Consider the following 15,111-nt stretch of genomic DNA (forward strand, 5'->3'; position numbering starts at 1 on the left):
TCCGAATCAGCCAGCAATGACTCCATTGGGGGGCGTGGAGTTTGAGGCTGTTGGAAGTGCCAGTCCTTTGAACACGTATCGGATTGTCTTGTTCTCAAATTTGGACCGCTCCGGCTCTCACTGGCGACACACTCGACAGTGGACGGAAACGGGTGTCCATTCAAAGGTGAGCACCCTGTCCTGCACACTCACCTGAACGGTTTTGCTGAATTGTTCTTCTGGGTTGCCCGACTCGGGCCTAACTTTTTCCCAAATACTTCTCAACGGAAACGTGATGGGCAGTGTGGGGGGACTCGTCGACGAATGACTTCCGCCTAACGAACAGTGAATTTCTTTTGGGGGGCGTTGAAGAACGACGATCGCAGAAATTGCTCTGCGTTCATTGATTCTTCTTCGAATATATAGCCTCCCTTTTGAGTTGCTGCTGACCCGGATTAATCCAGATACAGACCGGCACTATCGAGTGCACGTTGAATCATGTCTTCCGAGTTTGCGGATGCAATCACCTCACGCACTTGAAACATATCCGCGCGCTGCAGCCATTGATCCTCAATCAGTTCCCGACGCACATCCTCGACAACGGAGTGAACGGCGTTGGCAGTTTCTTCGCTTTCCAGCAGTTCTTTCAAGGACTGAATCAGCCCCGTGGCATCTTCCAGGCTGACCGGATCACGCAAGACTCTCTGTACAACTTCACATTGATGAATTCTGCGTGGACCGTCTTCGTCGGAGAGTTCGTCTTCCAGTTGTTCCCAGATTTGTGGAAGTTGGGACGCATCCAGAAATGCCTCAAGCGCTTTCCCTTCCCCACTGAGTCGCCAGTTCAGAACCCAGACATCTTCCGAATCGCTGACATTCAGCCCCATCACCTGCAGGGCCATCTTTTCAACAATATCTTTCAGCTTTGCCTGTTTCTCGATTTCGATGGTGAACGTTTCCCATCGCACAGGCGCCAGAGCGAGTGAATCGATTCGCGTTCTTCCTTGTGAATCGACATGAACGAGGCTGCAGCCACACGGCCCCGCGACTGACGATCGGATGGCCTGAGTCGGCCCGGGATCGTGAATCCAGGTTTGTCCGATCTGTTTAAGCTGAGGCTTCCCAGCACCGCACGCGACATAATTCACGCCGTTTTGAATCGCCGACTGCACCAGAGTCGCTGCAAAAGGAGAGGCTCCCGGAACGTTCAATGACTCAGGATGACCGTTTTTCCACAGCACGGGCACCCCGGCCGGCACGACACCAATGCGATATCCGCCATTTGTATTGGATTCGCCATTTCCGGAAGTTGAATTCCATCCTGGCTCTTCAGTCTCGGTCGTCGCGATGGTCTGAATCGAAGTCAGCATGCGCCCGTGTTTTACGACAGCGACAGGATCACTTTCCTCAGTCCCCAAGAGCGACACATTCCCCGGCAGCGTCACTTGACGCTTCCAGGCGCTCGTCGGATCAAGATTTCCCGGAGCGATGAAGACTTCAATCCGATTCGAATCGAGTGTTTGAAGACCACGTTCAAGAGCAATCCGCGCGCGAAGACTCAGCGAGCGATGATCGAAAACGTTCCCGGTCAAAAGCAGAAAATCCGCTTGGGCAGAGACACAATGTTCGACAACCTGATTCCAGGCAGTGAGTGTCGCATCGACGAGAGTATGAGAGTCTTCGCCGAGAATGTTCCCGGAAGAACCGGTTCCCGGGCCACTTGCCCCAACTCCAACCAATGGCTCATCCAGACGCAGATCAGTTGCGTGAATAAACCGAAATCCCTCGTCCGCCATGCAGGAATCCTTCCTTTTGAGAAGTTGAGTGCCCCGACAATTCGGCAAAGTCTACTTTCACTCCACGAATCCGCAAACCCCATTTTGTAAATGCTGCAAATGAGGCCACAACGCACCATTTTTCATCAAGTCTTGTTGCCATCTTGAAACCCCAAATGTTGCCGCAAGTCGACCTGCCCCTTCTGCGCGTCACGTTTGGGTCCGAAAACGTCCTTTGCTACCATTCGTGCAATGACACGGGGGATGACAGTCGTCTTGAGCTAGGGTCTGCCCAGAGTCTGCAGCCGAGGACTTATTCGGGAAGCTAGGGAACCCTTGGCCGTGAAGCATTGACCTTCCAGGCCTCGCCGCGACACTTCATTTCAACTCCTCTGAACACCTTTTTCCTCCATGCGGAGCCTCTCGATATGAAGATCAACATTCGAACTCTGGAGCACTATTCCGCATGTATTTGGGGAAATCGGTTGGACGAGGACGTCGAAGAACATGTTGATCGGGTTCGACGACAACACAATCGGCCGCAACACGCGTTTGTTCTCCTTCTCGCGGGTGTTTTGATTGCTGGCTGTTCACCGAAACCGTCTGAAGTTCCGCAGCCTGAATCAAAAGATTCGCAGACCAGTCAGCAGCCATCAGCGAGTTCGAATTCAGGAACGGTCGACAACTCAGAGTCGAACACTGGCGAGCAAAACGCTGATGAACTGCCTCCCATCCCCCAAATCTCGCTGGGACAAACTTCTTCGGGAACGAACGCTTCACCGACAGATCGTGCCGAAGCTGTGGCGATGCAAAGTGGATCTCCGAGTCGCCGGGCAATTATCAATGCATTGAAACCGGTGCAGGTGATGCTCGGAAAGTGGCGTGGGACCACACAAAAACAGTTTGGAGATTTCAAAGCACTCGATGCTCCAGAATGGGTTTGGGACTTTCAAACCGATCCGGAATATCCATCGCTGGTCATGACGAGCACCGAGAGCCCGTACTTTCGAACGGCCCGGATGACGTATTCTCCGACCGATGAAATCTTCCGACTGGAAACAGTTGATCCCGAAGGCAAAACGCGGCAATTCGATGGCGACTTCAGCCATCCTGTCGAAGAGTTTCAAGGCGATGACCGCACGATGCAGGTTCGCTATCAACTTCAGTTTCAGCAGACCAATGGCGAGTCACCCCGTGACACCTGGCAGGTCACGTTCAATCAGCAAAAGAACAATCGTTACCTCGTTGAACTCGCTCGGATGTCTGGGAAAAACTTCCTGCGGTTTGACACCATCGCCACCCAACGAGACGGAACTTCGTTTGCGATGACCGATGAAGGCTATGGAGATCGCGAGTGCATTATCTCCGGTGGGCTGGGAACGATCTCGCTGACACACAACGGCAAGACATATTGGGTTTGCTGCACCGGATGTAGAGCAGCATTCCTCGAAGATCCTGATCAGTGGATCGCAGAAAAGACCGCCAACATGTCGACTGAGTGATCTCGAATGCTTCGCCAAAACTTGCTCGCCAACACACGCCAATCATCAGCGATCTGGTCGAAGCAGAAGCGAGAGAATCGCATCGAAGAAGACTGGTTCATCGACCGGGATGGGCGCATAAAAAAAGCAGCGGTCAGGAGGGCCGTCCCAACCGCTGCGGGAAGAGTTACTGTCGGGAGCGGGCCAACTCCGACAGCAACTGAATATTAGATCGCATGCGATGAAAATCAATACTGATACGTTCGAAATACGTTTTTTTCATAAACTGATTGCTAAGATTCTCTGCAGGTATCTCCCGGCTCACCCAAACCTCCAATTGTCACAACTCTACGCTCAATAATCGCTTATGAATGCTCTCTTTGATGGGTTGACCGAATCGCAAGCCGCAGCAGTTCGCTTCATCGATGGCCCTCTGCTGATCGTGGCGGGACCCGGTTCAGGGAAAACGCGCGTCGTGACACGGCGGATTGCCAACCTCGTCATGAACGCGAATATTCACCCTCGCAACCTTCTCGCGATTACTTTCACCAACAAAGCTGCCAAGGAAATGGGTGAGCGAGTGGAAGCCCTGCTGCCCGGCCAGCGCATCTGGGTGAGCACATTTCACCGCTTCTGTGCACGTGTGTTGCGCGAGTACGGAGACGTCGTCGGAATCAAATCCTCGTTCTCGATTCTCGATACTTCCGATCAGAAACAACTCTTGCGGATTGTCCTCAGCGATCTCGACTTCGATACCGTTCACTTCTCTCCCGAGAAAGTGCTGTGGAGAATCAGTAACGCGAAAAACGACCTGATCACTCCCGAGCAATTCAACGAACGGTTCGACGAGGGAGTGAGCAATCACTGGGATGGAGTCGTTCGGAAAGCTTACCCCGCCTACCAAAAGGCGTTGCTCGAATCGAACGCCGTCGACTTTGATGACTTGCTGATGCACGTCGCGTTGATGCTGGCCGAGCAAACCGAACTCTGCCGGGAACTCGCGCAGCGATACCGATATATTCTCGTCGACGAGTATCAGGATACGAACTCGGCTCAATATCAAATCGTGGCTGCCCTGGCTCAACATCACCAGAACCTGTGCGTCACCGGGGACCCTGACCAGTCCATCTATGGATGGCGCGGGGCGAGAATCGAAAACATTCTGCGTTTCGAACGTGACTTCCCAGACGCACAAACACTTCGTCTGGAACAGAACTTTCGAAGCACCGGGCTGATTCTGCGTTCAGCCGACAGCCTCATCGCGTGCAACCGACAGCGAAAGGCCAAGAAGCTCTTCACTGTTCAGGCAGATGGCCAACCGGTCCGCTTGCTGATCTTCTCCGACAGCCGCGAGGAAGCGGGTGGCATCGCCCAAGAGATTCGGGATCTCGTTGACACTGGCGATTACCAATGGAGCGATGTCGCGATCTTCTATCGTGTCAATGCTCTCTCTCGACAAGTCGAAACAGCGCTGATGCGAAATCGGATCCCGTTTCAAGTCGCTTCCGGAGTCGCGTTTTACGATCGAGCAGAGATCAAGGATTTACTCGCCTATCTTCGACTGGTTGAAAACCCTCTCGATCACACCGCTTTTCTCAGAATCGTGAACAAACCGCTGCGTGGTCTCGGAAAGACTTCCCAGAACCGACTGTTGCGATGGGCTCAACTGAATCACCTCACTCCGCTTGAAGCTTGTGTGCGAGCCTCAGAAGTTCCCAAACTTTCCAAGCGAGCAATCGTCGGTTTTCGACGCTTTGCAGAAATGATCAATGGGTTCTCGCTGGCCGGGGCGGGATCTGTCGGAGACTTGTTGGTCGAGATCATCGATAAAACCTACTTCGTCGCTCCATGGCAGGGCTCTCCGAATGAAGCAGTCGCGGAGAAAGTCGCAAACGTTGAAGAACTCGTTGCCGCTGCCCGTCAGTATGATGAAGCCCTCGGCGACGACCGAAGCTTACAAGGATTCCTGGAACAGACAGCGTTGATCAGCGAAACCGACTTCCTCGAGAACACTTCCGGACAAGTCTCGTTGATGTCGCTGCACGCGGCCAAGGGTCTGGAGTTTCCCATCGTGTTTGTGCTCGGAATCGAAGAAGGACTGATTCCTCACGAACGATCGCTGCAGAGTGAAAGTCGACGGGAACTCGAAGAAGAACGACGATTGTTGTTCGTCGGGATGACACGAGCAGAAGAGAGGCTCTACCTCACGGAATCTCGCATCCGCTCGATGCACGGACGGACAGTTCCAACCATCGAAAGCCCGTTTATCCGCGAACTTGAATGCGAACGCATTGACGTCGATGACAACGGAGAGTTCGCAGCGACGCAGTGGCAGCAACCTGTCCCGGAAACGAAATCAACTCCCGATTTCCCCGGTATCCCAAAGCTGATGACAGGTGCTTCACTCTTGAACGGCGGCAAAGAATCCGTCGATATGCCCATCGGTTTCCGAATTGGGATGCTCGTGCGACATCCCCGTTATGGTCGTGGAACAGTCACAGATGTCGCTGGGTACGGTGGGCGGCGCACGGTGACTGTTCACTTTTCCAACGACGACAAGAAAGAAACCTTCGTCGCTTCGAAGGCCCCTCTTCAGCCATTGGGAGAGTGACAGCGGGACAGGTCACTCGCACGCACTTCCTACGCTGTCACAACTCAGTAAACCCGAAGCCGTCGACAATCGTCGATGCTGCCAGACAAACGGCCACTTGTGCTGACCAGATTGTGAAGAGTATCCACGCAGACTTTCGAGTCGACGCGCCAACATTTGTTTGAGATGGATCAGTGACCGGCTCAGCGAGGAAGCGTTCGAGCGTAACCGCAGCTGCGAGCACACCGTAGGGAAGCAGAAAACTCCACAGCCGCGCCGCTTCTCCCATGTTCTTTCCGCTGATCCACAACCCCGCCCCCATTCCCAGTCCACTGAGAATCGCAAACGCAGTCAGGTTTCGGAACTGCTTGCGGAGCGAAAAGATTCCACAGATCGCCAAGACGAAAAGCGGCGCACCAATCGCAGTCGAAACTTCGAGCAGATTTACGCCGAGCCAAGAGAAGTAAGTCCGGGAGTTGTGATCATAAAAGAGGGCGTGATTGTGGAAGTTCTGAAACCAGATTCCAACGAGATTGACTTCCCATGCCATGAACAGACCAAACAGCAACAACAACCCGGCAGTTGTTCCTCCGATCGATGCCCGCATTCCTTTTCGATGAAGAACGATTTGGTGAATCAATTGCGCGAACAACATCACTCCGATCGTCATGAATGCGAGACTCATCCACGCAGAGGTGATCAAAAGGACTGCTGTGACCGCTCCCCAGAGCGGGCTGTCCTCTTCGAGAGCAATCAGCCAGACCAGCTGAACCCAAAGGGCCAGGCACGGGAACGCGACATCTGATTTTGGAAAGAAGACAAGAACCGTTGGCACAAGCAACCAAAACCCGGCCGCGACTCGCGCAGCCCGATCATCAACCAGTCGGCGACTCAGGAGATAGACCGGGATCGCGGTCAAGACGACAAGCAGTTGCGTGATGAGAATCGACAGCCACAAAGCTGCTAGCTCCGGACGCTGCAAGAGAACATCGTCTCGCTCTGCATGCTGTTGAAGGAACAGCATCGTCTCTTTCACTGACTCTGGTTGAGTCGTTTCGAGAACAGTGGCGAGAAGCGGACTCGACCGGCAAAGCCCGATCAACATCCGATGCGTCATGGCCAGCCCTGGAGGATGTGTCCCGATATGCAAATAAGTATCGGGGTCGGATTCGTCCGAGATTCGCTCAGAATATCCACTGAGGAATTCCTTCCAGTCCTCCGCTTCATAGGCTGCCTGCCAGAAGTAACCCGATGTTCTGGGATAGAACATCACCAGCACGGCGCGACTCAGTCCGCCTTGCGGCATTTGCATCGCCAATACAGCATTCAGCCAGACAAACCCAAGGAGAATCAAGACGAGCTTCCAAACCAGAGACGCCGTTCGAGACGGTTCTGTAGTTCGATTGCTCTTCGATCGAATCGTCCAGATAAAAACGAGGCAACTCAAGACGATCGCGGCACCGGCGGCGATCCATTGATCGATGCTCAATCGCGTCTCAAATCGAGGCCAAGCCCATTCTCCTTCGACTCCGAGAGTCCAGTCGCTCAAACACAACAACCAGATTTGGCCCACTGCCCCGGCAACACAAGCCACCAGAACGACCGTCCTGCTGATCCAACCGAGCCGGCGATCCTTCGACGTTTCGGATTGAATCTCTTCGGTCACTGCTTCACTCTTGGTTGTTCCCTGAAACAAACTTCTCAAGTCGATGGCGACTCTCGTCGTAGTCCATTTTCTCTCGCATTGGGTCTCTTCGAATGCGAAGCGGACTACTCGGACTTCGCGTTCTCCGCCTGTTTCGCTCGACTCTTCAGAATGCGTTCGAGTTTGGCTTTTTCCGCTTTCAATGCTTCCTCAGAGATGACTGCGGGAGTCACTGTCGAGTGATCGATCGAGTCCTCTTCAGACAGTGATCTCAAACGAATCGATCGATACTTGACCGGGTCTCCGTGATCCTGGAGCGAAAGATGAGCCCCACGGGCGGCCAGATCGCCACCTCTCAATCGGAGAAGTTCCACGTTCGACGCCCACTTGGGATCGGTGTAATCAAAATCGACCACCTTCTCTCCGTTCAACCAGTGCTGAATGACTGTCCCCTGACACACAATTCGCCCACGGTTCCATTCACCGACTGGAGCTGTCGCATCATGTGATGGTGGCATGCAAAAGTAGAGCGAAGCAGCACTCGTTCGCGGATTCTTTCCATCAACATGTTTGGCATTGTCGAGGATTTGATACTCGTATTGCCCCGGCCGATAATAGACTCCGCTGTTGCTGCCTTCGCCGACTTTCCATTCGAAACGCAGTTCGAAGTCGTCCGGCAGATTTTCGGAGTGAGTCAAGCTTCCCCCGCGATCCTGCCGCGCAATCACTCCATCCGCGACAGCCCAGTTTCCATTCTGATCCCAACCGTCGAGAGATTGACCATCGAAGAGAAGCTGGAAACCGGATTGCTGTTCCTCTTGAGTAAGTCTGTTCGGCTCGTCCGCAGAGATTGAAATCTCCCCTCCGAGACATACGATCAAAGCGACAATCAACAGGCGATGAAGAGCCATGACAAATCCGATTTCTAGCTGACGAATGAAAGTGCGAAATCTTTGAGCGTGAACAATTGCAAATGACTGTTCACGCTCACTCCTAAACATCTTTACTCGTTGCCCAACAAAGCAATCACGAGACCGCTTCGAACTTTCGGATCGAACCATGTCGACTTGGGAGGCATGAACAGACTCTGCTCACAGACGTCGACAAATTGATCCATGGTTACGGGAGCGAGAGAAATCGCGAGATCGAAATCACCGGAGTCAACTCGTTCGACGAGATAGCTCGCGGTCTTATTTCCCCCGACATAATTGATTCGCTTATCCCGGGCGTCTGACATTCCGAGGATTGAGTGAATGATGTGTCGTTGCACAATGTCGGAATCGATCGACTCTGCCGCGTTTTCGGGATTGTACGAGCCAGCTTTGGGCGTCAGCTTGTACCACTCGCCGTCGAGATAGAGGCCGATGATGTGCACACCTTCAGGCCGATAAGCGGCAACTTTCCCGAGCTTTTCAATTTCAAACTGCTCCCCTGCCTTCGCGAGGAAATCCGCTGGAGAAACACCATTCAACGGAAGCAGTCGATTGTAGGGTTCGAGTCCGAGGCGGCTCGTTGGAAAGAAGACTGTCAGAAAGTGTGGAAGCCCCAGCTGAGCTGCTGCGGCACTTCGATGATTTCCATCCGCAACATACGCGGCTGGTTCGGCGGCCAACAGGTCGATCAACGTTTGCTGCGCTGCGGATTCAGTCACCAGCCAGACGCGATGACGATTCTTTCCCTCATCGACTGTTTCGTAGTCGCATGGACGCGATTTTGCGATCGACTCGAGTTCACCGAGAAGTTTCTGTGACTGATCCTGAACAGCCAGATTCACGGTTCCGATGTAAGCATTCGTCGCTTCGATCAAATTCGCTCGCCCCTGAGCCTTTTCAGGACGAATTCCCTCGTTACGGATGATGGTGCCGTTCGGGGTCTTTTCGGTCCGAATTTCGTTGGTCGCTGCAAATCCGCCGACCCCCAGTTGTGGAGCATTGGGTCGAAGCGGAGAAGTGATCTCGTACACCCAGATCACGTTTTCCTGCTGCTGAATCCCTACATGGTTCTTCAGAAACTCCATTTGCTCTGCAGAGTGCCGGAGAGATTCTTCTCCCCCCTCTTCCGGAGCATTGTCGAGAGAATCAACGTGACAGTGAGCCATGGTCACTCGCAGAACGTTGTCCGGACGGGCCTGCAGGAGGTCCCAAACCTCGCGATCACTCTGAAATTCATCGTAGTTAGGAGCACTGATCGCTGTGGCTGCCTCAGAATTTCGAGGGACGAGTGCGACGGGAACCGGTCGAAGAGTCACCATTTGTTTGTCTGCATTAAAAGAGTTCAAGAAACGTTCACGCGTCAGCGAACATGCTCGCGTGTGGGACGGGTCCTATCAAGTATGCGTAAAGTTTTCAAATGGAAGATTGTATAGATTCGGGAAAGTTGCCTCGCAGCCCTTGAGAGGCAGCGAGTTATCGTCGCATAGATTCGTGTTTGGGCTGTTTCCGCGTGGGCTCCCGCGTTCGTCCGGCGAATGTACGGATTATCCCGCCTGTGCTGATCTCATGATTCAAACGCAGCTGACAATCCCATCCTCCGAAGACGATGTTCAAGCAAACGGTTCCGAGATTCGATAGACTTTGATACGGAGACCTCCCGAATCAGGAGATCGATGCGCCTCGTATCAATTTCACTTCGGGAGATCTGAGTTTCTCGTGTCCCATCCCCGGAGTTGCTGTCATGCCCAGTCGGCGGTCAAGTCTCTTGCCAACACTGCTCGCCACGTTCGCGTTGACGACGATTTCTCCACTCTTTGCACAGGATGAGGAACCACTTGCCGTTCCGGAGGGAGACCAGGTTCTGGCTTCGGAACCGACAACAGTCCCGGAACTCTTCGAAGGAGCTTTGCTGACCGTCAAACTGGCACGACCAGAACTCGCGAAGATTTATCTCGGTCGGATCTTACAACTCAACCCCGACGACAGCCAACTTCTCGCGCTGCGTGACAAAAACGGCATGAGCGCCCTGCTCAGCCTGGCTCGACTCGATCAGGTCAATCCGGAAGCGAGTGAATTGCTGTCCCGCGTGACGGAAGCTGCGAAAACTCAGGTTGGCAATCCTGAGTACGCAACGGATCTCATCAAGTTGCTGAATGGGACAGCCAGAGATCGCGATGAAGCAACCACACAACTTCAACTTCTCGGCCAGTACGCCGTTGCTCCACTTCTCAAGGCCATCGTCGACTCTCCCGAACAACGCGAGACCCTCGTCTTGACCCTCGCTCGATTGGGACAACCAGCCATCGACCCACTGGTCGGTGCTTTGCAATCGCCGATCGACGAAGTGAAGACAACCGCAGCTCAAGTCTTGGGAGCAATTGGCGGAGAGGACGAAGTCATCTGGCTGCTGGAACCAGCCTTCTCTCCGAACTCACCTCCGGGCACTCAGGCAGTCGCTCGCAAAGCCATTGCCCGAATCCGATATAAGGATCCTTCGAAAACAAGCCGAGTGACTAGCTACGGAGCAGCAGAGAAGCTGCAAAAGACATCACTCGACTACCTCGCCAACCAGTTTGACTGGCCGCCGAAATACGAAGAAATGAACGACATTCCAGTCTGGACCTGGAGCGATGACGAGCAAACCGTGGTCGAGAATGTGACCTCGCGACGCAACGCAAGCACTTACTTTGCCGAACGACTTGCTCGGGATTCTGCGGAATTGGCTCCCTCAAGCGACGAATCGGCCGAGTTGATTCTCGCAGCGATGATGGTTCGCGACATTGAAGAAGCTGGCTGGGACCAACCGATTCCAACAGGTCCCGGAACTGCTCACGATATCGCCGTAGAAGCTGGCCCGGAGTTTTGCTCACAGGTTTTGAAACTCAGCCTCGACAATCAGATCGTTGGCTCAGCGCTATCTTCAGCTCATGCACTCGGTCTGAACGGATCTCGAAATCAACTCCGAGGAGCAACCTCACCGGCTATCGTCGAAGCACTCAACTCTGCTCATCCACGCGTTCAACTTGCTGCGGCGATTACGATTCTGCAATGGGAGCCGAACCAGTCGTTCCGCGGATCATCTCGCATTGTTCCAATTCTCGGTCGAGCCATTCAGTCGGATGATCGCCCTCAGAGTGTCGTGATTGACCCGAATGGACAGCGGGGAACGACCACCGCTGCGATCTTCCAGGAACTCGGATATCGAGGATCAGTTGCCGAAACCGGACAGGAAGGATTTCGCATCGCTGCTGAACGAGGCGACATCGAGCTTGGAATCGTGCATCCCAGCACAATTCGCTGGGGTCTGACGCAAACGCTGACCAACCTGCGTGCAGATGCACGAACACGTGACCTGCCGTTGGTTGTTTATGGACCGCGATCCATTCGAAGCCGGTTCGATCTGTTGCAAGACGAGTTCCAAAACGTCGTCTACATCGACGAAGGAACTTCACCTGTCGAAATCAACAAAGCACTGCAACCGGTTCTCGCTCAGATCAGCCCTCCACCGCTCACACCGGCTCAGCGATCGAATCAAATTCGTGAAGCGAGCTATTGGCTGCGACGGATTGCCTCGACCGGGCTGTCCGACATCTTCGACCTCGCCCCCATCGAAGAAGAAATTCGACTCGCGACGAGCAATCCCGTCGCGGCGGATAATGCAGTCGTAGCATTGGGAGGAATTGGTCTACCAAGTGCTCAACTGCACCTGTTCGAGATTATGGAATCTCCGAACATGGACATGAAACTCCGTCAACAAGCTGGGTTTCAATTGGCCTTTCATGTGCAACGGTTTGGCAACCTGCTGAAGCCCGATGTTCTCCGTCGACTTCAGGCCTTGAGCGGAAACACCAATGACGGAGATCTCGAAACCGCCATCGCCAGCGTGCTTGGATCGCTTCATCCAGATGAGCAACGATCGCGCAAGCTGATCCTTTCGACTCCGCCATCGACGCAACCAGTAACTGAACCAACGAAGCTTTAGACCGAGACGGAGTGATTCGTTCCTCGCCGGAGCAAATGTCTCACTAGCTTGAGGCAGCGATGAGTCCATCGAGGTGAATCTCGACAGATTCGGCGAGAGCTTGCGGCTGATATCCGCCTTCGAGGAGGCTGACGACTCGGCCACCACATTCAACGGCAGCCATTTCCGTGACGATCTCTGTCAGTTCGCGGAAGTCCTCGGACGCGAGACCCAGCGAACCGACTGGATCGTCCATGTGGGCATCGAAACCGGCACTGATGAGCACCAATTCAGGCTTCGACTTCGAAACAGCACGCTCAACCATCTTTCGGAAAGCTTGGAAATAGGCCTCTCGAGGCGTTCCGAAAGCAAGCGGCACATTGAATGTCGTCCCCAGCCCGCTTCCGGTCCCGGTTTCTGTCTCCGCCCCGGTCCCCGGATAAAATGGATGGCGATGAATGGAACAGAACGTGACTGTTTCATCATCGTAGAAAATGTCCTGAGTCCCGTTTCCGTGATGAACATCCCAGTCGATGATCAGAATCCGGGACAACTCACACTGCGACTGTGCATAGCGGGCTGCGACGGCCACGTTGTTCAGCAGACAAAATCCCATCGCGTGTTCAGGGACCGCGTGATGTCCTGGCGGTCGAATCAGACAGAGCGCGTTTGCTGCCTTACCGGAAACGACACGATCAACGGCATTGCAGGCAGCCCCGGCTGCAAGGAGCGCCGTCGGATAAGATTCGCGGCTCGCGACAGTGTCCGGATCGAGGCGACCTCCTCCATCCTGGCACGTTTTCTTGAGCTCATTGAGATAGTCCGCTCCGTGCACTTTCAGAACGAAGTCTTCGTCGACAGGCGTTGGGCTCTCGCTTTGGAAACTGTTCGCGTCGTGCTTCTTTCGAAGCATCTCATGCAGCACCGAAATGCGGACCGGGTTCTCTGGATGCGCTCCGGTGATGTGATTTTCGAATTGCTCAGACGTAAAAACTGATGTCATCGTTCTCTTCTTCAGGGAGCCTTCTGGTCAGTCCGGCTCGCGAAAAAGGCACTTTTCGTGAGGCCGCTACATCGTCTATGAAACTCACAACCGGTGTGACAGCTAGAAGCAATCCTATCGTCTCGACGTAAGCTCCGATCAGTAAAGAACAAACAACTTGACAACCGATTTTCGCCGATGCTAGTTTAAGATTGCGCGAGGAAGTGAACAGATCATTCTTCTCGACTCCATCCACATCTCTTGAAGAATTCCGATTTGAGACGACTGACATCGCTTCGAATGTGAAGTCATGTCGTGTACCATCTTCGCACCTAATCACGTTCGTTGATAGGTTCCGCATCGACGTGGGACAATTCAAATGCAAATTTTTGGGGGAACCAGCGTGTTTCCACTGACTCGACAGAGTTATCAGTTCGTGACCGCCTGGCACGTCCTCGCCCTTTTTCTGTTCGGCGGGACGTCCATCGTCTTCGCCCAGAATGGTGAACAGGACGCTGACGAAGAAGCAGTCGTCGAAGAGTTTGAACCGGATGACTGGACTCCTCCAGACTGGTGGATGGATCAGGTTGCTTCAGAGACCTTCCGTCGCCAGGAAAAGCTCAAGATCAACGGACTGAAGTCCAACAATCCGAATCGGCAACAGGTTGAGGGGCTGAAGAAGCTGGCCCACTATTACCTGTCTCTGCTCACCTATCCTGAGAATCGGGCCAAGATCCCACGCGAAGTGACTCAGCGTTTTCTTTCTGAACTGCTCAGCACACTTAATCGAGCAGGCGGGCGAGCTGCTTTGATGGATGAAATCATTGAGAAGTCGAAAGACCTCATGAACCATCCGAGTGAACAAGTCCGAACGAATGTCGCGCTCCTTCTGATTCAACTCAGCATCGAACCGTCAGACTTTCAGACCAAGACACCTGCCGTCCCGTACAATCCTGTTTACGAAGCTCTCCTTGAGATCTTGCAGGACTCCTCACAGATCCAGGAAGTTCGGATCGTCGCAGCGAACGGGCTGACTCGACTCTGTCGCGACGGGCAAAACGCCCCCAGCAGCACTGAGAGATCAGAAATTGCTGACGCACTCACATCACAGCTTCAAGCCACTCCTCCTTCAGCAGACGAAGGAGTGGAATGGTATCGTCGACGAATGATTCAGGCTCTTGGTTTTGTTGGACGGATCGACAACGTCTCTGGGCAACCTGTCGTCATTGACGAACTGATGAGCGTGATTCGCAACAAGCAGGAGACCTGGGTGAACCGGGCAGAAGCCTGCCAGAGCATTACACAACTCCCCTACACTTCTTCCGTGAACGTCGAACTCATTACTCATGAGATCTGCCGATTCCTGGAAGCCATGGTTCGCAGCCAGGGGTTTTCGAAAGCTCCCTCTGCGAACTTGTGGATTCAGGCATTTTCCCGCGTGTATCTTGCCTTCCGACCTGCCACTCAAGCTGATGCGGAAATCCGCAACTATGGGCTGCTTTACCAGGTGAAGCGTCCCGGTCTCGGTGGTCAGGAAGCTTACGTCAGAGCCGCTTTTGAGAAGGCACTTCCAGTGCTCACTCCCGTTTTGACGAACGTCTCCGGAAAGCCAGCCTTGAGCAAATCGGCCTTCGACGCCTTTTCGACATGGGTCAGCAGCAATCCTCCGTCGAGCCGAAAACTGACAACTGGTGGTCAGGACATTCCTGAGTGAGTTTCCAACTCTGGTTTGTTAGAACTTCCAAGAAACGACGCATTTGTCCTGG

The 15,111-nt window shown here is 53.6% G+C and carries 9 protein-coding genes; 4 read left to right on the plus strand and 5 right to left on the minus strand.

Features of this window, described 5'->3' with window-relative positions; all coding sequences use genetic code 11:
* Positions 1 to 434: 434 nt before the first annotated feature.
* Positions 435 to 1,775 carry a hypothetical protein gene (locus tag AB1L42_RS04120; protein ID WP_367051495.1) on the minus strand — a complete coding sequence of 447 codons (1,341 nt, stop codon included), beginning with the start codon at positions 1,773 to 1,775 and terminating at the stop codon, positions 435 to 437.
* 407 nt (positions 1,776 to 2,182) lie between these two features.
* Between AB1L42_RS04120 and AB1L42_RS04125 the strand changes: the two genes are divergently transcribed.
* Both AB1L42_RS04125 and AB1L42_RS04130 read left to right on the plus strand, forming a co-directional pair.
* Positions 2,183 to 3,256, plus strand: a complete 1,074-nt coding sequence (locus AB1L42_RS04125; protein ID WP_367051497.1) for a hypothetical protein — start codon at positions 2,183 to 2,185, stop codon at positions 3,254 to 3,256.
* A gap of 346 nt (positions 3,257 to 3,602) precedes the next feature.
* A complete protein-coding gene (locus AB1L42_RS04130; RefSeq protein WP_367051500.1) occupies positions 3,603 to 5,846 on the plus strand; it encodes a UvrD-helicase domain-containing protein in 2,244 nt (747 codons plus the stop codon).
* 37 nt (positions 5,847 to 5,883) lie between these two features.
* Here AB1L42_RS04130 and AB1L42_RS04135 read toward each other — a convergent pair whose 3' ends face one another.
* The 3 genes from AB1L42_RS04135 to AB1L42_RS04145 form a co-directional block, all read right to left on the minus strand.
* On the minus strand, positions 5,884 to 7,530 hold the full coding sequence (locus tag AB1L42_RS04135; protein WP_367051502.1) for a glycosyltransferase family 39 protein: 1,647 nt from the start codon (positions 7,528 to 7,530) through the stop codon (positions 5,884 to 5,886).
* Positions 7,531 to 7,595: 65 nt separating this feature from the next.
* The gene (locus AB1L42_RS04140; protein WP_367051504.1) at positions 7,596 to 8,381 is read right to left on the minus strand and encodes a DUF1080 domain-containing protein; all 786 of its coding nucleotides are present in this window, start codon (positions 8,379 to 8,381) and stop codon (positions 7,596 to 7,598) included.
* A 92-nt stretch (positions 8,382 to 8,473) separates the two neighbouring features.
* Positions 8,474 to 9,721 carry a DUF1015 family protein gene (locus AB1L42_RS04145; RefSeq protein WP_367051506.1) on the minus strand — a complete coding sequence of 416 codons (1,248 nt, stop codon included), beginning with the start codon at positions 9,719 to 9,721 and terminating at the stop codon, positions 8,474 to 8,476.
* A gap of 422 nt (positions 9,722 to 10,143) precedes the next feature.
* Here AB1L42_RS04145 and AB1L42_RS04150 point away from each other — a divergent pair, with 422 nt between their 5' ends.
* The gene (locus AB1L42_RS04150; protein ID WP_367051510.1) at positions 10,144 to 12,384 is read left to right on the plus strand and encodes a HEAT repeat domain-containing protein; all 2,241 of its coding nucleotides are present in this window, start codon (positions 10,144 to 10,146) and stop codon (positions 12,382 to 12,384) included.
* 43 nt (positions 12,385 to 12,427) lie between these two features.
* Here the strand turns inward: AB1L42_RS04150 and AB1L42_RS04155 are convergent, their stop codons facing one another.
* Complete coding sequence (locus AB1L42_RS04155) at positions 12,428 to 13,366, minus strand: histone deacetylase (protein WP_367051513.1); 939 nt, start codon at positions 13,364 to 13,366, stop codon at positions 12,428 to 12,430.
* Between the two features lie 358 nt (positions 13,367 to 13,724).
* Between AB1L42_RS04155 and AB1L42_RS04160 the strand changes: the two genes are divergently transcribed.
* Positions 13,725 to 15,059: a hypothetical protein gene (locus AB1L42_RS04160; protein WP_367051515.1), complete on the plus strand. Its 1,335-nt coding sequence runs from the start codon at positions 13,725 to 13,727 to the stop codon at positions 15,057 to 15,059.
* Positions 15,060 to 15,111 lie beyond the last annotated feature (52 nt).

This window comes from Thalassoglobus sp. JC818 (genome assembly GCF_040717535.1).
Taxonomy (GTDB): Bacteria; Planctomycetota; Planctomycetia; order Planctomycetales; family Planctomycetaceae; genus Thalassoglobus.

Bases quoted from the DNA above. Each gene is read 5' to 3' on its own strand.
- AB1L42_RS04145 (WP_367051506.1), bottom strand. From the start codon at position 9,721: ATGGTGACTCTTCGACCGGTTCCCGTCGCACTCGTCCCTCGAAATTCT.
- AB1L42_RS04160 (WP_367051515.1), top strand. From the start codon at position 13,725: ATGCAAATTTTTGGGGGAACCAGCGTGTTTCCACTGACTCGACAGAGT.
- AB1L42_RS04130 (WP_367051500.1), top strand. From the start codon at position 3,603: ATGAATGCTCTCTTTGATGGGTTGACCGAATCGCAAGCCGCAGCAGTT.
- AB1L42_RS04140 (WP_367051504.1), bottom strand. From the start codon at position 8,381: ATGGCTCTTCATCGCCTGTTGATTGTCGCTTTGATCGTATGTCTCGGA.
- AB1L42_RS04150 (WP_367051510.1), top strand. From the start codon at position 10,144: ATGCCCAGTCGGCGGTCAAGTCTCTTGCCAACACTGCTCGCCACGTTC.
- AB1L42_RS04125 (WP_367051497.1), top strand. From the start codon at position 2,183: ATGAAGATCAACATTCGAACTCTGGAGCACTATTCCGCATGTATTTGG.
- AB1L42_RS04120 (WP_367051495.1), bottom strand. From the start codon at position 1,775: ATGGCGGACGAGGGATTTCGGTTTATTCACGCAACTGATCTGCGTCTG.
- AB1L42_RS04155 (WP_367051513.1), bottom strand. From the start codon at position 13,366: ATGACATCAGTTTTTACGTCTGAGCAATTCGAAAATCACATCACCGGA.